The 21,246-nt window shown below is 29.9% G+C and carries 16 protein-coding genes; 12 read left to right on the top strand and 4 right to left on the bottom strand.

Annotation, left to right across the window (positions count from 1 at the left end; genetic code table 11):
* Positions 1-68 precede the first annotated feature (68 nt).
* The 7 genes from ilvN (at position 69) to ACZ5N4_RS08670 (ending at position 7,803) form a co-directional block, all read left to right on the top strand.
* Positions 69-545, top strand: a complete 477-nt coding sequence (gene ilvN, locus ACZ5N4_RS08640) for an acetolactate synthase small subunit (RefSeq protein ID WP_464210872.1) — start codon at positions 69-71, stop codon at positions 543-545.
* A 571-nt stretch (positions 546-1,116) separates the two neighbouring features.
* Complete coding sequence (aroF, locus tag ACZ5N4_RS08645; protein ID WP_464209027.1) at positions 1,117-2,148, top strand: 3-deoxy-7-phosphoheptulonate synthase; 1,032 nt, start codon at positions 1,117-1,119, stop codon at positions 2,146-2,148.
* 94 nt (positions 2,149-2,242) lie between these two features.
* Positions 2,243-3,100: a prephenate dehydrogenase gene (locus tag ACZ5N4_RS08650; RefSeq protein ID WP_464210874.1), complete on the top strand. Its 858-nt coding sequence runs from the start codon at positions 2,243-2,245 to the stop codon at positions 3,098-3,100.
* A gap of 25 nt (positions 3,101-3,125) precedes the next feature.
* Positions 3,126-4,190: a 3-dehydroquinate synthase gene (gene aroB, locus ACZ5N4_RS08655; protein ID WP_464209029.1), complete on the top strand. Its 1,065-nt coding sequence runs from the start codon at positions 3,126-3,128 to the stop codon at positions 4,188-4,190.
* A gap of 71 nt (positions 4,191-4,261) precedes the next feature.
* On the top strand, positions 4,262-5,548 hold the full coding sequence (aroA, locus tag ACZ5N4_RS08660; RefSeq protein ID WP_464210876.1) for a 3-phosphoshikimate 1-carboxyvinyltransferase: 1,287 nt from the start codon (positions 4,262-4,264) through the stop codon (positions 5,546-5,548).
* Entirely contained in the window at positions 5,520-6,593 is a 1,074-nt protein-coding gene (gene aroC / locus ACZ5N4_RS08665) for a chorismate synthase (protein WP_464209031.1), read from the top strand. The genes aroA and aroC overlap by 29 nt, the downstream gene beginning before the upstream one ends.
* Positions 6,594-6,651: 58 nt before the next feature.
* The gene (locus ACZ5N4_RS08670; protein WP_464209032.1) at positions 6,652-7,803 is read left to right on the top strand and encodes a chorismate mutase; all 1,152 of its coding nucleotides are present in this window, start codon (positions 6,652-6,654) and stop codon (positions 7,801-7,803) included.
* A gap of 92 nt (positions 7,804-7,895) precedes the next feature.
* On the opposite strand, the gene ACZ5N4_RS08675 is transcribed toward ACZ5N4_RS08670, so the two are convergent.
* Entirely contained in the window at positions 7,896-8,774 is an 879-nt protein-coding gene (locus tag ACZ5N4_RS08675) for a LysR family transcriptional regulator (RefSeq protein ID WP_464209034.1), read from the bottom strand.
* Between the two features lie 238 nt (positions 8,775-9,012).
* Between ACZ5N4_RS08675 and ACZ5N4_RS08680 the strand changes: the two genes are divergently transcribed.
* Both ACZ5N4_RS08680 and ACZ5N4_RS08685 read left to right on the top strand, forming a co-directional pair.
* Positions 9,013-9,582, top strand: a complete 570-nt coding sequence (locus tag ACZ5N4_RS08680) for a flavodoxin family protein (protein ID WP_464209036.1) — start codon at positions 9,013-9,015, stop codon at positions 9,580-9,582.
* Between the two features lie 454 nt (positions 9,583-10,036).
* The gene (locus ACZ5N4_RS08685) at positions 10,037-11,737 is read left to right on the top strand and encodes a PocR ligand-binding domain-containing protein (protein WP_464209038.1); all 1,701 of its coding nucleotides are present in this window, start codon (positions 10,037-10,039) and stop codon (positions 11,735-11,737) included.
* Between the two features lie 90 nt (positions 11,738-11,827).
* On the opposite strand, the gene ACZ5N4_RS08690 is transcribed toward ACZ5N4_RS08685, so the two are convergent.
* A complete protein-coding gene (locus ACZ5N4_RS08690) occupies positions 11,828-12,382 on the bottom strand; it encodes a BUD32 family EKC/KEOPS complex subunit (protein WP_464209039.1) in 555 nt (184 codons plus the stop codon).
* A gap of 213 nt (positions 12,383-12,595) precedes the next feature.
* Positions 12,596-14,605, bottom strand: a complete 2,010-nt coding sequence (locus tag ACZ5N4_RS08695) for a PAS domain S-box protein (protein ID WP_464209041.1) — start codon at positions 14,603-14,605, stop codon at positions 12,596-12,598.
* Positions 14,606-14,822: 217 nt separating this feature from the next.
* On the opposite strand from ACZ5N4_RS08695, the gene ACZ5N4_RS08700 reads away from it, so the two are divergent.
* Entirely contained in the window at positions 14,823-15,782 is a 960-nt protein-coding gene (locus ACZ5N4_RS08700) for an aromatic acid exporter family protein (protein ID WP_464209043.1), read from the top strand.
* A gap of 100 nt (positions 15,783-15,882) precedes the next feature.
* Here the strand turns inward: ACZ5N4_RS08700 and ACZ5N4_RS08705 are convergent, their stop codons facing one another.
* On the bottom strand, positions 15,883-16,377 hold the full coding sequence (locus ACZ5N4_RS08705; RefSeq protein ID WP_464209045.1) for a ferritin-like domain-containing protein: 495 nt from the start codon (positions 16,375-16,377) through the stop codon (positions 15,883-15,885).
* Between the two features lie 415 nt (positions 16,378-16,792).
* Here ACZ5N4_RS08705 and ACZ5N4_RS08710 point away from each other — a divergent pair, with 415 nt between their 5' ends.
* A complete protein-coding gene (locus tag ACZ5N4_RS08710) occupies positions 16,793-18,988 on the top strand; it encodes an ATP-binding protein (protein ID WP_464209047.1) in 2,196 nt (731 codons plus the stop codon).
* 455 nt (positions 18,989-19,443) lie between these two features.
* On the top strand, positions 19,444-21,237 hold the full coding sequence (locus tag ACZ5N4_RS08715; RefSeq protein WP_464209049.1) for an ATP-dependent metallopeptidase FtsH/Yme1/Tma family protein: 1,794 nt from the start codon (positions 19,444-19,446) through the stop codon (positions 21,235-21,237).
* Positions 21,238-21,246: the final 9 nt, after the last annotated feature.

A 21,246-nucleotide genomic window follows, 5' to 3' on the forward strand; every position in this document is an offset into this window, starting at 1 on the left:
TTTAATTTGTTATTTTTTCAGATATCGTATTTAAGATAATTTATTGAATAAAAGAGAGGGTGAAGGTTATTAATAAATATATTTTGTCTGTATTAGTAGAGAATCACTCAGGAGTATTAAGTAAAATATCGGGATTATTTAGTAGGAGGGGTTATAATATTCACAGTCTAACTGTAGGTGTTACAGAGGATCCTAATGTATCTCGAATGACTATTGTAGTATCTGGTTGTGAACATATGCTGGAACAAATAAGTAAACAATTAAATAAGCTCATAGATGTTATAAAAATAGTAACCTTAGATTCTGTAGGCGCTGTTTATAGGGAATTGGCACTTGTAAAGGTTGCTATGAATCAAGCTAACCAATCAATAATTACGGAAACTGTTAACATTTTTAGAGGCAATATTGTAGATATAGATATTAGAAGTATGACTATTGAAATTACTGGTGATGAAGAGAAAATATCTGCGTTTATTGATATGATGAAACCTCATGGAATAAAAGAAATAGTCAGAACAGGTCTTACTGCATTAGAAAGAGGATAAGCGAAATTGATTAATTAATTTGATTGGTAAGATGCAGTGTAAAATTATGCAGTATATAAAAATGATATAATTTTTGCAAAATAATGAATAAAAAATATTTTTCATTCATTATTTTGTGAAAATTAATATAAGGGTTGATGTTAAGGGAATTTGTATAAAAAACATGCATAATTTTATTGATTGACATAAATAATAAAGTTGTTATAATAGGTTTAAATGAAAAATTAGTTTGCATATTCAAATATTGGTTATGAATTTTTATTATATATTATTGATTAAATATTGATTTGGAGGATAACATTATGGAAAATATCATTAGAAAGGGAATAAGCCAAAAATTTTATTTTTACTTTTTTAGCTGGAGCTTTTATTATTTTAGCGCTGGCTATTTTTGGTTCAAAAAAATATATATTTCTATTTCTAATGAGTTTAATAAATACAGGTATATTTCTAATAGCGCACTGCGATGCACTTAATTTAGATATATTTGATTTAGTTTATAGATAAGGCTCATTATGAGCCTTATTTTTTTATACTTTTTTACTAATAAATAACTAAGGGGGCATTTATCATGATAATAATTATGAAACCACACACACCAAAGGAAGAGATTTTAATACAAAAGCAAAGACTAGAAAGAGAGGGATTTGAAGTGAACTTATCACAAGGAGAGAATTACTGTATTCTTGGATTAATTGGGGACACTACAAAAATTGATGAAAGCAAAATAGGTGCAAATGAATATGTAGAAAAGATTCTTAAGGTTCAACAGCCCTATAAGTTAGCAAATAGATTATTTCATCCCGATAATACAGTAATTGATGTTAAGGGTGAAAAAATTGGGGGAAATAAAATTGCTATTATGGCAGGTCCTTGTTCTGTAGAAAGTGAAGAACAGATAGTAGAAATAGCAAGGCTAGTAAAGAAAAGTGGGGCAGGATTCTTACGTGGAGGTGCTTTTAAACCAAGAACTTCACCATACAGTTTCCAAGGACTTAAAACTCACGGGTTGGAGCTTTTAAAATTAGCAAGAAAAGAAACAGGACTTCCAATAGTAACTGAGATAATGACTGCAGATATGATAGATAAATTCGTTGAAGATGTGGATGTAATACAAGTTGGAGCAAGAAATATGCAAAACTTTGAGCTTTTAAAAGAGCTTGGAAAAACTAGAAAACCAATACTTTTAAAAAGAGGCCTTTCAGCGACTATAGAAGAGCTTTTAATGTCAGCAGAATATATAATGTCAGAGGGAAATGAAAATGTAATACTTTGTGAAAGAGGTATAAGAACCTTTGAAAATTATACAAGAAACACTTTAGATTTAAGTGCTATACCAGCTATAAAGAAGTTAAGTCATCTTCCAGTAATAGTGGATCCTAGCCATGCTGCAGGCTTATGGTGGATGGTAGAACCTTTATCTAAAGCAGCAATTGCAGTAGGTGCAGATGGACTTATTATTGAAGTTCACAATGATCCTGCTAATGCCAAGTGTGATGGCCAACAATCTATAAAACCTGATAAATTTCACAGACTTATGGAAGATATAGATGCATTAGCACAGTTAGGGTCAAGAGAGATTTATGAAACAATAAATTTTTAGGCTTTAATTAGTAAGGTTTTAGTTGTGAAAAAGAATACTTTGGAGTTTTTAGTGTAGTTTGCAAAAAACTTTTCAAATAAAAGGGGAAGATATAATGGATGAATCTGGCTTTAAACTTAATATAGCAATTGTAGGCTTAGGTCTTATAGGAGCATCTTATGCTATGGCACTTAAAGACTTGGTGCCCAAATGTATATATGGAGTAGATAAAAATGAAGAAACTTTAAAAAAAGCTTTAAATATGGGGATTATAGACGAGGCCTACAAAAATGGAGATGTATTTTTAAAGAATGTAGATTTAATTATTATAGCTCTTTATCCTCAGGATACAGTAGAGTTCATAAAGGATAATTTGCATAACTTTAAAGAAGGAGTTTTAATAACAGACACTTCTGGAGTAAAAGAAAGCATAGTTGATAAAATAAATTCCATTTTACCAGATAATATGGAGTTTATTGGTGGACACCCAATGGCAGGGAAAGAGGCTGGAGGTATTAAGTTAGCTTCTAAAGAAATTTTTAAAGGAGCTAATTACATCATAACTCCAACGACAAAAAATAATAAGTGTAATATTGACGTCATAGAAAATATGGCTAAAAGTATAGGTTTTAAAAATGTAATATATATAAATCCTGAGGAACATGATAGAATAATATCCTTTACTAGCCAGCTTCCGCATGTTATAGCAGTTTCGCTTATTGATGCATGTATAGAAGAAAATGATATTGGGTTATATACCGGTGGGAGCTTTAGAGATGCTACTAGAGTTGCTATTATAAATTCTATGTTATGGTCAGAGTTATTTACCATGAACTCAGAGAAATTAATATCTGAGATAGAACGTTTTGAGGAAAGTATAAGCAAATTAAAGGACGCAATAAAGTGTAGAGATGTTGATAAACTAGATCATATTTTTAAGAAAGTATCCTTGAAAAGAAAAAAATTGGTATAAAAATGAAATATATGGAAGTGATTGGATGAGTATAATAGACATTGAGCTTAAGCACAAAAAATATAAAATACACATAGAAAAAGGAATAATAAATACTATTGGTGAACATATAGCAGAACATTATAAGGGTAAAAATATAGTACTGATTACAGATTGGAATGTAGAAAAGTTTTATTTAGAAAGAGTTTGCATATCTCTTGAAAAAAGTGGATTTAACATAAAATATATATCCATTAAACCGGGGGAACAGAGTAAAACGCTTAGTACGCTGCAGGAAGTATATGAAAAGTTCTGTGATTATGGATTAAAAAGAGGAGATTTAATAATATCGCTAGGAGGAGGAGTAGTTGGAGATTTAGCAGGCTTTGCAGCAGCCACTTATTTAAGAGGAATAAAATATGTTCAAATTCCTACATCTCTTTTAGCTCAAGTGGACAGTAGTATAGGTGGAAAGGTAGCTGTAGATTTGCCCTTTGGGAAAAACTTAGTAGGAAGTTTCTATCATCCTGAGGCAGTTTTTATAGATTCTGAGGTATTACAGACCTTAGATAAAAAATTTTTTAACGATGGCATGTCAGAAATTATAAAATATGGGCTAATAAGGGATAGAAGTATTTCAGATACAGTTCTGAATTATGATAATAAAGAAGAAGTTCTAAAAAATATAGAAGAGATAATATATAAATGCTGCTCCATAAAGAAAAACATAGTTGAAAATGATGAAAGAGACAGGGGAGAGAGAATGCTGCTAAATTTCGGCCATACATTGGGTCACTGCATAGAAAAGTACTTTAATTATGAGATTTATACCCATGGGGAAGCGGTAGCAATTGGAATGGCTCACATAACTAAGGAAAGTGAAGAATTAGGGATTACAGAGAAAGGTACTTATGATTATATAAAAGGTGTTTTACAAAAATATGAACTGCCATTTGCAATACCAGATGTAGATTATAGTGAATTATTTGAAGCAATTAACTATGATAAGAAGGCAGAGGAGAATGCTATTAATTTAGTACTATTAACTAAGGTAGGAGAAGGTAAAATCATTAACGTAAGCATGGATGATATTGAAAAATATATAGTTTAATAATCTGATTATAAAAGTGTTTAAAATAACACTGTAAAATCAAAGAGATAGGGGGCTATTTAATGAAAAATATACAATATAAAATTATAAATCCGGTAAATTTATCAGGAAATATAACAGTTCCACCATCTAAAAGTGATTGTCATAGAGCAGTAATTTGTGCTGGCTTATCAGAAGGAGTTAGTGAAATAGAAAATATTACTTTTTCAGAAGATATCGAAGCTACCTGCCAAGCTATGAAACACTTAGGTATAAATATAGTAAAATTTAAAGACGGCTTAATTGTAAAAGGTAAAAATAAGCTCAGTGCTAAAGAATCTAGTATACACTGCTGTCAGTCAGGCTCTACATTAAGGTTTCTAATACCATTGGCAGCAACTTTAGGTGAGGAAGTTACTTTTGAAGGTGAAGGAAAGCTTGTAGAAAGGCCACTCAAGCCATATTATGATATTTTTAACAGCCAAAAATTGCAATATAAAAATCAAGATGGAAAACTTCCTTTAACAGTAAATGGCGTATTAAAGTCTGGGGAATATAAAGTTAAGGGAAATATAAGTTCCCAATTTATAAGTGGATTACTATTCGCACTTCCGCTTTTAGAGGGAGACTCCAAAATAGTGATTACTACGGAATTAGAGTCAAAACCATATGTAGATATGACCTTAGATATGCTGAATAAATTCTCAATAAAGATAGAAAACAATAATTATAAGGAATTTATTATAAAGGGAAATCAAAAATATAAATCCTGCAACCATAGAGTAGAGGGAGATTTTTCACAGGCTGCATTTTTACTTACCATAGGAATTTTAGGTGAAGGTATAAAATGCAGAGGACTTAATGTCAAATCACTTCAAGGAGACAAGGCTATATTAGATATTCTTAGAAGTATGGGAGCACAGATTATTGAAGATGAAGAAGAAATAGAGGTTTTACCTTCAAAAACGCAGGGCACAGTGATAGATGCATCTCAATGTCCGGATTTGGTTCCTGTACTTGCGGCTTTAGCATCTGTAAGTGAAGGCAATACGGAAATAGTTAATGCAGCAAGGCTTAGAATAAAAGAAAGTGATAGATTGGCAGCTATAAGCTCTGAACTCAATAAAATTGGAGCAGATGTAGAAGAAAAAGAGGATGGATTAACAATAAGAGGAAAAGATAAGCTGAGAGGTGGAGAGACATATAGCTGGAATGACCATCGTATAGCAATGGCGCTGGCATCTATTTCGTCAAAATGTACAGAACCGCTTATAATAAAGGATTCAAACTGTGTTAAAAAATCCTACCCAGAATTTTGGCAGCATTTTAGAAAGCTAGGAGGTAATATAGATGAGTGGAGTGTGGGGGAACAATATTAAGCTATCAATATTTGGAGAGTCACATGGCAAGGCTATAGGAATTACAATAGATGGACTTAAATCAGGGATAGAAATAAACCTAGATTATATAAAAAATCAAATGCAAAGAAGGGCTCCAGGATCTAGCACACTTTCTACCCCAAGAAAAGAAGGAGATAATTTTGAAATATTAAGTGGATTGTTTAATGGTAAAACCACAGGAACCCCACTTTGTGCAGTAATTTATAATCAAAATACTATATCAAAGGATTATGAAATTACAAAAAATCTAATGAGACCTGGCCACGCTGATTACGCAGGACATGTGAAATACAATGGCTTCAATGATTATAGAGGAGGCGGACATTTTTCAGGAAGACTTACAGCACCTATAGTTTTTGCAGGAGCTGTTTGCAGACAGATATTAGAAAACAAAAATATAATTATAGGAAGTCATATAAAGAGCATAGGAGAAATTAAGGAAAAGAATTTTGATTTAAAAGATCTAGAAGTTGAGAAGCTAATTGAGTTGTCAAAAGCTGAGTTCCCAGTGCTAAACCATAAAAGTAGAGAAAATATGGTGGAGAGTATTTTAAAAGTAAAGGAAGAAGGGGACTCCATAGGAGGAGTTATTGAAACAGCAGTATTAAACCTTCCACCAGGAATTGGCGATCCATTTTTTAATTCTATGGAGAGTACTATTTCAGGGCTATTATTCTCAATTCCAGCAGTAAAAGGAGTTGAGTTTGGTGCAGGCTTTGACATAGCAAGTATGAAAGGTTCAGAGGCAAATGACGAGTATTTTATAGATGATAATAAAAAAATAAAAGCCAGAAGCAATAATAATGGAGGAGTTACAGGGGGGATTACAAATGGTATGCCTCTTATATTTAGAGCTGCTATTAAACCTACTCCTTCAATATCAAAGGCTCAAAATACGGTGGATATAGAAAAAAAAGAAAATGCTGTTTTAAAGATAAAAGGCAGACATGATCCCTGCATTGTGCCGAGAGCAGTGCCAGTAATAGAAGCGGTGGCGGCAATAGCAATATTAGACTTAATATAGTCTTAACATAAGAATTTTGTGACGCAAAATTTTTGAATTTTATAACGGGGGTGCTATTTTGGAGAAGCTAAGCTGTTTAAGAGAAAAGATTGATATAATAGATGAAGAGATAGTTAAACTTTTTGAAGAAAGAATGGATATAGTGTGTAAGGTGGCAGAGTACAAAAAGCAAAATTCTATGGAAGTTCTAAATGCTAAACGAGAAAATCAAGTTATAGAAATGCAGCTAAATAATTTAAAAAACAAATCCATAGAAAAAGAAACGGAAGAGCTATTAAAACATATTATGTACATAAGTAGAAGCTTACAGAATAAGTTATTAAAGGATGATGATTTGAATTTTGAAAAGTATAAGAATAACTTTAAAATAGGCAGTGAAAAAGCACCTTTAGTAGGCTTTCAGGGAGTTCCTGCTTCATTTAGTCATGAAGCTTTGATTAAATATTTTGGAGAAGATACTGAGATTTTGAATTTCAAAAATTTTAAAGATGTATTTGAGGCTTTAAAGAATGGCGATATACAATATGGAATTTTACCTATTGAAAATTCATCAACTGGAGGAATTACTGAAGTTGATGATCTGTTGAGGAAATACAATTTCTATATAGTAGGTGAAAAGTGCCTTAAAGTAGACCATAATCTTATAGTAACTAAGGATGCAAAGGCTTCAGATATAAAAGAGATATACTCTCATGCCCAAGCATTTCTTCAGAGCAGTAAGTTTTTTGAAGAACATGATGATTGGATGCTAATACCCTACTTAAATACAGCACAAAGTGCCAAATATGTATGTGAAGAAAATAATAAGTCTAAAGCCTGCGTTGCAAGCAAAAAAGCAGCAGAATTATATGGACTTAAAATCATAGAAGAAAATATAAATTATAATAATAATAATTATACAAGATTCATTATAATAGCTCCAGAAATTAAAGTTAATAAGGAATGTAATAAAGTTAGCATAGTTATTGCACTGCCTCATAAAGTAGGTACACTTTACAATATAACAAGACATTTCTATAATAATAATTTAAACATGACAAAAATAGAATCTAGACCAGTGGTTAATAAATCATGGGAATACTTTTTCTATATAGATTTTAGTGGGAATATGCAGGATGAAAGTACCATTAATGCTCTAAAGGAAATAGAAAAAGAAAGTATATACTTTAAACTTTTAGGAAATTATAAATCAGATTGTAATGTAAAGTAAAAAATGCTTTTGCAATTTTAAGTAGTTATTATGAAAAAGCTTAACATTTCAGAGAATGACGCTTATATAGTTATAAAGAGAAAAAGAGGTTGTTATTTAACCTCTTTTTCAAAATATTCCAGTACTAATTTAGCCACCTTACTCAATTGATTGTTTTTAAGAACTATAGCACCACCTGTAAGTTCAAAGGTTGGAAACTCTGAAATAATTTTAAATTTGCCATCAGAAAGTTCTTTCGTTATATTCCCTTCTGGGATCAGCGATATGCCCATCTTATTTTCAACCATGTTCTTTATGGTCTCCACATTGGTAAAGTCCATATTTCTCTTTATTTTAATATTAAATTTTTGTAGAAATTTTTCTGCTATCAATGCATATTCACAGTTTCTTCCAAAGGAAAAGAAGGTAATATCATTGCAACTGTTCCTTTTAGTTTTTTCCCAATAGGATTTTTCTGAAATAAATACTAAGTTTTCTTTATAAAGGGGTATAAAATCTAGTTGTTTTGAACGAGGATTGTGTGGAATAATACCAAAATCAATCCTTCTCTTAAGAACAGAATCTATTACATCTTTTGCTGGAATTGTATCTACGCTGAAACTTAGTTCAGGATAAATATATGAGATTTTTCTGATAACCTCAGGAAGTTTGATAGGACCAAAGGTCTCCGAAGTAGCCATTTTTACTGTTCCTTGTGGTTGATGAAAATTGATCATGGAATTCGATAACTCTTTCTCAAAATCAATATACCTGTATGCATATTTAGCAAATTCTTTTCCCGCCTCTGTAACCATAACTCCTCTTGGCAATCTGATAAACAGCTTTTCACCAAAGGTTTCTTCTAAAGTACTAATATGTGTAGATATAGTAGATTGAACATATCCAAGACGTTCTGCTGCTTTAGTTATATTCTCTTCCTCGAATACGGCAATAAAAGTATGAAAAAGTTTTCCTTCTAAATTAAAAATCATGTATAACATCCTCTCAAATTTCCAGTACAAATAAATTTTACATATAACGGTTCTATATAATAATTCTAAAACCCATAAATTAACTAATCATTTTATTTTGCGATGGATCCAATCGGAATTCTTCGTTTTAAATTATTTTCAGTTGATGATATCATTTATGTTGTAAGTGATAAATAGTATCATAATTACTATTATAGCAGACAAATATATAATAAATAAATTGTTAGGAGGAATTTAGATGAAGGTTGTTGCATTTAATGGAAGCCCAAGACAAAATGGAAATACAGCTGAAAGCTTGAAATTAGTTCTTGGAGAGCTTGAAAAGAAAGGAATTGAAACAGAGTTAGTTCAATTAGGTGGACAAAAGGTATTTGGATGTCTAGCTTGTGGAATGTGTGCTAAAAATAAGGACAAACGCTGTGCTCGTAAAGATGATGAAATGAATAAGTTTATAGAAAAAGCAGCAGAAGCGGATGGCATTCTTATTGGATCTCCAACATATTTTAGCAATGTATCTCCAGAGGTAAAGGCATTTATTGATAGATGCGGTTATGTTAATATAGCTAATGATCGCAGCCTATTAAGGGGGAAGGTTGGAGCAGCAGTAGTATCCGTAAGAAGAGCTGGAAGTAATTTTGTATATTCTGCTATAAACTTCTTCTTTGGTATCAGTGAAATGACAATACCTGGCTCAACTTATTGGAATATGACTTTATCACGTGATATAGGGGATTTACAAAAAGATGAGGAAGGTATTCAAACCTTTAAAACTCTTGGGAAAAATATGGCATCTCTTTTGAAGAAGTAAATCATAGCCTCCGTACTATTAAAAGGTATGGAGGTTAACTTTTTATATAGATTTTAGATGAAATCACAAATTATCTATTAAAGAGTTACAATAAAATATTAATAAATTAATACTTAATCGTAATAAATTAATATTATTTATAACTTAATAAAAAGATATAATTTTAGTAAGTTATTAATATTATAAAAAAATATAATTAAATAGTAACATGTTTCATATGAATAACTATTAGGGGAAAAGTATGAGAAGCGACATAGTAAAAGGCGGATCAAAAGGAGTACCCACAATATCTTTTAAAATAGCTCTTCCATGAAATATTATATATATTAAAAGCCATTGCTGTATTTAGCCTGCAACTAAAAACAGCAATGGCTTTTTATTGGCGATTTAAGTTTATTATTATATAATATAGTTAAAATTCTTCTGTTAAGTCATAGGATTGGTGATAATAAATATGATAGACGATCTATATTATAGCAATAAACATGATATTCAAAAATTCGATTGGGGTGAAGTTATTTGGCTTCATGTTCCTTCTAATTTATTGACTCAAAGGCTGAGTGCTGGTTTAGTGAAATTTTTTCCAAGAAAAAAGCAGCCAAGACATGTTCATTTTGGAGAAGAACAGATACTGTATGTGATTCAAGGAAAGGGAATGCATACAGTAAATGGGGAAGAGCAAAAGGTAAAAGAAGGGATGGTTATCCATTGTCCACCTTATTCGGAACATGAAGTGGTAAATACAGGTAACGATGAATTGATTTTCTTGGCAACATATACTCCTTCTAAGTTATTAGAAGTTCATCAAAGTATAGCGACATCTAATAATAAACATATATTAGATATTGTAGATAAGGAAGTATTAGAAAATATTCAGGAGGAAATATCAGGGCTTTTAAAACTTTCAGTAGGTATAGCTGATAACAATAATAATTATGTTACAGATCCTATAAGAATACATAAGTTTTGTGATTTATGCAAAAATATGAACATCTGTAAAGAAAAAGATAACAAATATAAAAGTGCTCTTAAAGGATTAGATAATGTATTTATATGTTGTAACAATATAATAATTATTATAATTCCTATATTGATAGGGGAAGAGATTTTAGGCTATGTAAAATGTGGTCACTTTCTTATAAACAAACCTGTAGATATTAAAAAATATATTTTAGATAGCTATAAATGTGAGATTACAAACATTAAGGAACTAGTAGCTGCTTATAACGATATACCTATTATTCCTAAAAGCAGATTTTATGCTCTTCAAGAATCTTTAACTATAGTTTCTAAACTTATTTCTAATATTATAGAGAATAATTTAGTAGAAAAGGAGTTAAAAGAAAAAAATAATGAAATACTTAAAAATGCAAAAGAAAAGTTATACTTAGAAGATGCATTAAAACAGGCCAACATAAAACTTTTAAGATCCCAGGTGTCCTCAGGCTTTGAGAATCATAGATTTAAACCTAAAAGCTTTTTCAGTAGGGAAAGTATTGAGTATCCTCTTAAAGCAGAAAATAAACTAAGGGCTGCAATCAAAAAATTTGATGAAGTTTTGTGTGAACAGATTATTTCTGAAACTGTTAATATGTATATACAAAAAGAATTTTCTGTTCAAGAGGTAAAAGAAACTTTTGAAGAACTTGTAGTAATTTTAAGCAGATTAGTCTACGAAGAAACTAACGATGATAAATTGTTTCTAAGCATTAGACAGAAATATAAAGAAAAAATAAAAAAGTGTAATAGTTATAAGACTTTGCAAGAAATTTTAGTGGAATTTTCTAAAGAAAATATAGGTATATTAAGAAACATAATGTTAAATGGCAAGTATGATCTTATACAGAAAATTAATTTATATATAGAAAATAATTTTCATCAAGATATTACCTTAGGCTTCCTTGCAGATATGTTTTTTATAACTCCTAATTATTTAAGTACTATTTTTAATGAGAAAAATGGTATGTCTTTAAAGGACTATGTAAACAAGTTGAGAATAGAGAATGCTAAGAAATATTTGATAGAAACTGATATGAAAATATCAGATATAAGCAAAATAGTAGGATATAATCAACTAAGTTACTTTGGAAGTATATTTAAGAAATTTGAAGGATATACACCTAATGAGTATAGGATAAAACTAAGAAATAAATAAAAGGGCAGAGTTTTTACGACTCTACCCTTGATTTTTAAAGGACTATTAACAACAAGTTGTAGTTAAATATTAAAGTTTTTGCTCCTTAGATTAGAAATTTTTTCTCCAATTATTATATTGATTGACATACTTATATTGTATTATATTAAAGAATTTATCTAAAACACCTAGCCTTTTTAGTCCTTTCAGCATTGACATTGGGTATTTTTGAATAATTTCAAAGTTTTTTCTAGGATCTATTATCTTTATAGATTCATCAGCTTGTACAAATATATGACCTAAACGTATATCTATTCTTGTAAATCCTAATGATTCAAAATCATTAAATATCTCAACTAATTGAAAGGCCAAATTTTCATTTAAATCATGAGTCTTCAAATATTCTTTTAGGGTCATTCCATTTATAAAATCCATGATAATAGAATACTCATCATGCTCGTATACTTTAGGGAAAAACCTGCTTTTGCTTCCACACTGTAGAAGATAGAGCTGGCTTTTACAGGAATTTGCTTTGTTAAAAACCTTTATTACTTTATTCGGTGGCAGAAAATAAACTTTACCTTGATGACCTTGTCCAATAAATTTCAAGTTACTTATGTCTATACCACAGTAATAATTTTCACTACTATACTGATATAGATTCATAATAACAACTCCTCATTTAGTTATTTATAAATTTAATCTTTAGATTATGATGTTTTTTTAATGCATTATATTACAAAATATATTAAAAGGTTACTATAGGGAAATAACTAGAAAATTGACTTACACAAAGGGATATATTTACGCAACCAGGAACTGTAAATATATTCGGTCGTATAAGTTAGCTTTCGGTCTTTGAATTTTATACTACAAATTTTATGAATATATATCAGAAAACTCAACGCTTATTCTTTCAACCTTTTTATGTAATTCATCTTCATTATTTATAATATCCAAAGGCTTATGGTATACTTCAGTATTATCTACTATTTTGCTAGGAAGAGAAATTACAAATTCACTGCCTACACCACAAGTACTATAGGCACTTATAGTACCTTCATGGGCTTCTACTAATGCTTTAACTAAAGACAAACCTATCCCGCTTCCTTCAGCTCTTCTAGTAAGCACTTCATCAACTTGTCTAAAACGCTCAAATATTACATCTAGTTTATCTGAAGGGATTCCACATCCAGTATCTTTAACAGTTATCATGATAATGCTGTCCATATCTTTAACAGTTACCTCTATAGTTCCACCTAATTTAGTGTATTTAATAGCATTAGATAAAAGATTTAACATGATTCTTTCAATTTTATCATCATCATAAGCTATTATCTTTTCCTCTGTATTCGTATCAAATATTAAATTAATTCCTTTACTTTCAACATAATCTGCAACGGATAAAGTAATATTTTCTACTGTTTCAATAATGTTATTATTAGCAAAGTGCATATGAAGAAATCCAGAATCAAGTCTTGTAAGGTCGATTATATTATTAATAAGCTTTAAAAGCCTGTAGGAGTTTTGCTTCATAATACCAATATATTTTTCAAATGCACAGGTAAAGTTATTATAATTATCTTTAGAGTTATTGTACATAGAGTTAAGGAGCTGAATGCTGCTTAAGATAATATTTAATGGTGTTCTAAGTTCGTGAGATATATTACTAAAAAATTCAGTCTTTAGTCTGTCATACTCTATTGTCTGCTCTAAGAGTTTTTTATTTTCTTCAATCATCTTTTTTTGTTCTGTAATGTCTTTAATATAACTTAGAACTTGAATACTATTTTCATTAGATAATGGAGTAGAGTATGCATCGCAAACAATCTGTGTACCATCAATTCTAAGCATATTCATCTCTTTTGGCTCAACTTCAAACCCCTGTTCTAAACTGCTTATTCTTTGAGATACTAACTCTTTACAGGAGACATCTACAAAATCCAGTATAGGTTTTCCTACTACTTCATTTATATTCTTTGCTCCAAATAGTTTTAATCCTGGTTCATTTACATAAGAGATAATTCCTTTGTTATAGGTATAAACACCAAGTGGTGATAACTCAATTATTTTTTTGTTTATTTCAGTAATTTTTCTTAACTCTTTTTCTGCTTTTAATCTGTCACTTATATCTCTTATAACGCATAGTTTTACAAATTTATCATTAAGCTTAAATGCATGTGTATTTACTTCAACAGGTAATGTTGTGTTATCTTTTTTCAGAAGGCTAATTTCAAAAGTATAGCAATGTTCTTTTGTGGAGTCCTTTATATGTACCAAGGTGTCTTTAAAAAACTTTTTATAGTCTGCTGGAAACTCTCCTTCAGCATAAACATCATCAGGAGTCATATTTAGTAGCTCCTCTTTGCTATAACCAAGAAGCTTTGTAGCTACGCTATTTACTTCTATAAATTTTCCAGAGGTTCCATCAGAATTTAAAGGAGACAAGAAAATTATATCGTTTACGTTGTTGAATATTGCCGTATGCTTCTGTTTGCTTTCTTCAATATGTTTGAATGATGTAATATCCATATGATATCCTGCTAAATATATGTTTTTGCCATTCTCATCTTTTAAAGCTTTGCCATTACTTTTTATCCACTTGTATCCCTGATACTTGGATTTAATACGGTATTCAGCCATAAAGTAATCATCCTTGCCTTCTATAACTTTTTTTAAAGCATTTGACAGCTGACCAACATCGTCAGGATGAATAAGTGTAAACCAAAAATCTATATGTTCTATAATTTCATATTTAGAATAACCTAAGAAATTTACTAAGGCTCTAATTATAGCAGTTTCACCGGTTATCAAGTCATACTCCCAGATCCATTCAGATAGGCTATCGGCAATTAGGCTATCTCGTATCGATTTATCTATATTAAGCAATACTATGTCCCTCCAAATAAAGAATTTACTGTTATAAATTACTTTTATTGTAGCACATTTTGCTGAATTTACACAAATACTCTCATAATTTTATATGAAATTATAGAGTAAGAATTAGTTTTTATAATATAGATTCTTTTCATATAATACAAGTTTTGATATATTATAAAGTGAAACTTAAATAAACTTTATCTGATTCTCAGTGAAGGGAGATTTTATGAAATTCATTGGCTACAGAACATTAAAAACAGGAATAGGTGCATCAATTGCGATGATTATAGCAAAGCAGATAGGTTTAGAATACGCTGTATCTGCTGGAATCATTACTATACTAAGCATTCAAAATACAAAAAGACAATCAGTAAATATAGCCATTCAACGTATGGCTTCTTGCATAGCAGCACTATTAATTTCATCTGTTGTATTTATGCTTTTAGGATACAACGCAATAGCCTTCGGTATCTTTCTATTAATATTTATTCCTATAACAGTAAGATTTAAATTAGAGCAAGGGATAGTTGTAAGTTCCGTGCTTATAACTCATTTATTAGTTCAGAAATCCTCCAGCATGTTTTGGATTGAAAATGAGTTAGGACTTATGATTATAGGTGTTGGAGTTGCACTACTACTAAATCTATATATGCCAAGCATAGAAGAAGAAATTAAAAAGGATCAGGTATACATAGAAGAAAAAATGAAAGAAATTTTGTTTCAAATGGCAAAATCACTTAAAAATAATAATATCTCTATAAAAGAAGAAAAACTATTTAATAAACTTGAAAAAAGACTCCATATGGCTAGAATACGTGCATACAATAATTTAAATAATTACTTTATGTCAGATGTCAGTTACTATGTTCAATATATGGAGATGAGAACACAGCAGCTTGAAACGTTAAAAAGGATGCAAGAGCATTTTCAAAGGTTTTTTATGACCTATGAACAAAGTATTATAATGGCATATTTTACAGAAAGTGTTGCAAATTCTCTACATGAGGAAAATACAGCTGAAAAGCAATTAAAGGCTGTAGAGATACTAAGGGAGGATTTTAAAAAAATGGAGCTTCCTTCAACAAGAGAAGAATTTGAAAATAGAGCAATGCTTTTTCAATTTTTAAATGACTTAGAACAATTTCTAATAATAAAAAATGAATTCAGAAAAAACTTTATCAAATGATTTTAAGGCTCAGTTGGAGTTTACTTATAAGGAATCCATCTCTCAATCTGAGCCTTAGGCTACTGACAAGCATATTTTGTAAGTAGTTTTTTATTTTACATTAAAATGGTTCAAAACCTTGGTCTGCCCACCACTCTTCAAGCAAGTTATCATACTCCTTAGAAAAGGCTTCTACATGCAATTCTTCCCACTTTGATAACACTTCATATAATTTTTTTGCCTTATCTATATTAGTGTTAGCAGCAGCATTTTTATAGAATTCAACAGCGGCCATTTCATTTTGTATAGCTATACCAAAAACAGATACTACAAGTGCAGCACTTTTTCTATCAAGTTTATCCCAGCTAAAAAGTTTTGGTGATGGTAGGGCTTCTATTATAGCTAAATTAAAATCATCCTCTTTATCGTTTTTTATTTTATCGAAAAGATTTTTTAACCAGTCTATATGTTTTATCTCCTCATTATGTAAATCAATAAAGGCCTCTTTTACTTCCTCAGATATTCCATTTTTCTCGGAAGCAAGCTTGTAGAATTCTGAACCCTCAATTTCATTAATTATAGCTTGTTTTAATAATTGAAGTTCTTTTTTATCCATTATAATACCCCCTCTTAAATTAATTATTATTACTTAGTAATTATTATTAATTTAATTATAACATTTATAAAATAAATTACCAGTATTTTTTAAAATTAATTGCAATTTTTTATCACAAAAAGTATAGCAATAAATATACAAAATTCAACAAAGGTATAAGCCTCTATTGGTATTTACAGTGTTATATAAAGTAATGCTCAAATATATTAAAACAAATTCGGAAAAACGAAAAAAATTATAGGTCTAATTAAAAGAATTGTAATTTACTGTTTTTTTACTACTATAAAAGTAATATAAAATTTACTTCTAAATGTAAAAATATGTTTGATAAAAATGCTTTAAAATATCTAATAATGTAGTTAAAATTGTATTAAGGGCAATGTTCTGAATATTAGGACGAAAGAGGGGGACGTACTTGGTTTTTAATTATTTAATAATACATTCGCTTAGAGTATCTCTAATTGTACTTTTATCTGTTTTTTTTCTAGTTATGCTGATGGTTTTTTTGCTAGATCGTAAGGTATATTTAGGTATGTGGGCAGGAGGATTAAGTCTATTTTTGACAAATATTATACTGCTTATGAGTGTTAATCATGGTTATGGAAATGAATTTATAATATTATTGCAAAGAACTTTTAGTTCATTAGGAGCTTTTCTTATGGCAGAAGGATGCATGAAGCTCTTAAATAAAAAAATTAATCGTAGTATACTTGTCTTTTTATGTCTTAACATAATAGCTGCAACAAATTATGCATTAGGCTTAATGCCGATTAGATTCCTTTTATTTATTCACTTCACTTTTTTAACCTCTATTAATATATACGTAGCTATTGAACTAATTAGATCTAAACAGGCTATTATGTTTAACAAATATGTATTAGGATCTGCCTTTTTAGCCTGGGGGATGTCATATGCTGTTAAGGGTATTGTTTTTATAATAAAGCCACAATTTAGGTTATGGGGAGTTGTTACCACTCTTATAATAACCTTATTCTTTTTAATCTATACTATTTTTGCTTTTTATAGGCACAAAACAAATCTATTATATGAAAAAGAAATGTGTTTTGATGATATTTTTAATTATTCAGCAATTGGTATGGCAGTGGTTGGAGTAGATGGCAGTATTATGCTGGGGAATCAATCTCTTAGTAAAATATTAGGGTATTCTTGCGCCGAGTTGAAGGGCCTATATTCTAAAGATATTACATATAAAGAGGATAGGGATGTGACTTTGAAGGGAGTAGAGGAACTTTTATCAGGACCAAAAAATTCCTTTCAAGTAGAAAAAAGATATTTGAATAAGAATGGGCATGTTGTATGGGCCATTGTAAATATTTCTTTAATTAGAGACAAGAAATGGAAGCCGATATATTTTGTTTTACAAGTTCAAGATGTAACTAGTTATAAAACTTTACAAAATGAGCTTATAAAAAGTAATGAAAAGTATAAGACATTACTAAACTCCTATGACAATTCGATAGCAGTATTGGACAAAGAGTATAGATATGTAGTTGCAAACCAGCATGTTGTAGATACAATAAATCATCAAATAAATAAAAACTTTACACTCAGCACTATTATTGGACAAAAATTTAGTGATATATACCCTACTATATATAATAGTGAAATTTTTAAAATATATAAATATGTAATGAACACGAGAAAATCTAAACATGATATCGTTGAATATACCAATTCCAAGGGTTGTACAGAATGGTATGAGCTTAATATTACACCATCACCTGAGGGTATTCTTGTTATTGCAAATGATATTACTGACAGAGTTAAAGATCATCAAATAATGAAAGAAACTATAGAGTTAGATAGATTGAGAACGGAATTTTTTGCAAATCTTTCACATGAATTTAGAACCCCTTTAAATATTATACTAAGCTCTAACAAAATGCTTTTAGATTCTGTAAATAATCACAAAGGACTAACTAAAGACTATACAGCTAAATATTTACGAGCATCGAAACAGAATTGCTATAGATTGCTTCGACTAATTAATAATATAATGGATATTACAAAATTTGATTCTGGTTTTTTACATTTAAATCTTCAATGCTGGAATATTGTAAATGTAGTTGAAGAAATAGCACAGTCCATTGTAGGGTATGTACAAAATAAGAATATAGATGTGATATTTGACACCGATGTTGAAGAAAAATATATTATGTGTGATGCGGATAAGATTGAGAGGGTAATATTAAATCTACTTTCAAATGCAATTAAATTTACACATAATGGAGGAACTATTGAAGTTAAAGTCTTTGATAAGAACGATTTTATAGAAATTATAGTAAAGGATACTGGAATTGGCATACCAGAAGATAAACTAAATTTGATATTTGATAGATTTAGACAAGTTGATAAGTCTCTTACAAGAAATCAAGAGGGAAGTGGAATAGGTTTATCTTTAGCGAAGGTATTCGTGGAGATGCATAAAGGCACAATTGAGGTTTTCAGCACTAAAGGCGAAGGAACAACTTTCTTAGTAAAATTGCCCACAAATAATTTCTGCAGCTTGGATGAAATTGCTGCAACTAAGCAAATATGTGATAGTAAAATAGAGAAAGTAAATGTCGAATTTTCAGATATATATTTTTAGAATTTCAAGAGAATGAAAGTATTTTCATTCTCTATTATTTTTGCATTTTATCCGAAATGGTATTTAATCTCAACCTAACGCCAAGAATTCTGTTTATTAATAATAATACTTTAGAATAAGTGAATATTTATATGATTTGAGTTTCAAAAAAATTATTTAAATTTACCCAAAATAAAGACTTTTACTACTGCACTTATTGAAATATTGATATTAAGTGGTTTGCATAAGTCTTATTTCTATGTATTCTAAATAGAAAATAAAATCTATATTTTGAAAATGCTGACTTAAAATGAAATTATAAATTTTTTATTAAATAGTGGGAAAAAGCATTAAAATCTATACCTTTTTTTATGGAAATAACTATAATATTCAGTGGAAGAGAAATCGTAAAATATAAGTTGTTTTACGTTTGAATATGTTAAAAAATGTTATTTGTTAAAGGAGAAAAGGTGTGTATGAGTTGGGAAAAATTTACGACATATGTTTTAATGGGAATAGTATTACTTCCTATTATTGTTTGTCCATTTATATTATTAAAGAATCCTAGTTTTGCACCGTATAATAATTTAAACGTTCTGAAAAGTACAGTAGCACGTAATTATACGGATGCAGATATTAGATTTAATGATTTCAAAGCTATGGTTGAAAGTGGCAAGGTACAAAAGGTTTATTATAATGAAGTAGACTCTATTCTTGAAGCAGAAGATAAGTCAGGAAAAAACTTTACTTTTGAAAATCCTAAGAACTCACAGTTCAGACAGTATTTGTTGGAGCATAAAGTAATAATTAAAGAATCTTCTAATGTTTATTCAAATATACTAAGTGTTGTATTATTCAGCATAATTATATCCTTTATAATAAAGCTAATAGCTGGGTATAGAAAAAAAGAAGCTTCCCCAGCAGGAATAGGAGGAGAAAGTTCCGAGGACTTTAGTGAGTCTAAAGATGTCAATGTTAGATTTAACGATGTAGCTGGTAATTCAGAAGCTAAAGATAACATGCAGGATATAATTGAATTCTTGAAGGATCCAGATAGATTTAAAAGATTTGGAGTGAGGATTCCTAAAGGAATAATATTATATGGACCTCCTGGAACAGGGAAAACCCTCTTAGCAAAAGCTTTAGCAGGTGAGGCAGGTGCTTCCTTTATTGCAACAAGTGGATCTAACTTCGTGGAGAAATATGTAGGAGTAGGAGCATCTAGAATAAGAAAATTATTTACAGAAGCTAGAAAAAAGACTCCAGCTATAATATTTATTGATGAAATAGATGCAGTTGGTGGCAAAAGAGGATCAGAAGGCACAAGCACCAGCGAAGATGCTAAAACACTAAATCAACTTCTTGTAGAAATGGACGGATTTAAAGATGATGAAAACATTATAGTTGTAGCTGCAACAAATAGGCTCGATATGTTAGATGATGCGCTAATTCGTGCAGGAAGGTTTGATAGACATGTAATGGTAGGCCTTCCAGATTTAAATGCGAGACACGAAATTTTAAAAGTTCATTCAAAGAATAAGCCTTTATCCAAGGAAGTTGATTTGCTACAGATAGCTAAGCAAACAGTTTATATGAGTGGAGCTGATTTATCAGGAGTAATGAATGAAGCGGCTATATACGCTATTAAGGAAAATAGTGCAGAAATTACTCTAAGACATATTGACAGAGCAATAAACAAAATCGTTGCAGGAGATGAAAAGAAAGATAGATCAAATATATCTGATCTAGAAAAGAAAATAACGGCGTACCATGAAGCGGGACATGCTATAATAGCAAAACTATTAAATAAAGAAAGTGTACCAAAGGTTTCTATCATTCCTACAACAAAAGGAGCAGCTGGATATACTTTAATAAATCCAGGTGAAAAAATGTTTCAAACTAAAGAAGAAATATTAAATAAAATAAGTGGATTGTTAGGTGGGAGAGCAGCTGAAGAAATAATATTTGGAAAGCAGAATATAACAGGCGGTGCCTCTAATGATCTACAAAGAGCTACAAAAATGGCTTTAACGTTAATAACAAAATACGGGATGAGCGAAAAATTAGGTCTTGTAAGCTTTGATGACAGGGAAATTTCTCTTCAAAATGAATTGTTATTAAGTGAAACTAAACAAATATTAGATAAAATCTATAAAAAAACTTTAGATTATATACTAGTAAATAAGGATAAATTAGAAGCTGTTGCACAAAGATTATTAAACTACGAAATAATAGACGAAAATGACCTAGATATGCTGCTTGTAGGTTAGATATAGGGT

It is taken from the genome of Clostridium nitrophenolicum (assembly GCF_055391695.1).

Bases quoted from the DNA above. Each gene is read 5' to 3' on its own strand.
- ACZ5N4_RS08715 (WP_464209049.1), top strand. From the start codon at position 19,444: ATGAGTTGGGAAAAATTTACGACATATGTTTTAATGGGAATAGTATTA.
- ACZ5N4_RS08700 (WP_464209043.1), top strand. From the start codon at position 14,823: ATGAAATTCATTGGCTACAGAACATTAAAAACAGGAATAGGTGCATCA.
- ACZ5N4_RS08705 (WP_464209045.1), bottom strand. From the start codon at position 16,377: ATGGATAAAAAAGAACTTCAATTATTAAAACAAGCTATAATTAATGAA.
- ACZ5N4_RS08685 (WP_464209038.1), top strand. From the start codon at position 10,037: ATGATAGACGATCTATATTATAGCAATAAACATGATATTCAAAAATTC.
- ACZ5N4_RS08675 (WP_464209034.1), bottom strand. From the start codon at position 8,774: ATGATTTTTAATTTAGAAGGAAAACTTTTTCATACTTTTATTGCCGTA.
- aroB (WP_464209029.1), top strand. From the start codon at position 3,126: ATGAGTATAATAGACATTGAGCTTAAGCACAAAAAATATAAAATACAC.
- aroC (WP_464209031.1), top strand. From the start codon at position 5,520: ATGAGTGGAGTGTGGGGGAACAATATTAAGCTATCAATATTTGGAGAG.
- aroF (WP_464209027.1), top strand. From the start codon at position 1,117: ATGATAATAATTATGAAACCACACACACCAAAGGAAGAGATTTTAATA.
- ACZ5N4_RS08680 (WP_464209036.1), top strand. From the start codon at position 9,013: ATGAAGGTTGTTGCATTTAATGGAAGCCCAAGACAAAATGGAAATACA.
- ACZ5N4_RS08690 (WP_464209039.1), bottom strand. From the start codon at position 12,382: ATGAATCTATATCAGTATAGTAGTGAAAATTATTACTGTGGTATAGAC.
- ACZ5N4_RS08650 (WP_464210874.1), top strand. From the start codon at position 2,243: ATGGATGAATCTGGCTTTAAACTTAATATAGCAATTGTAGGCTTAGGT.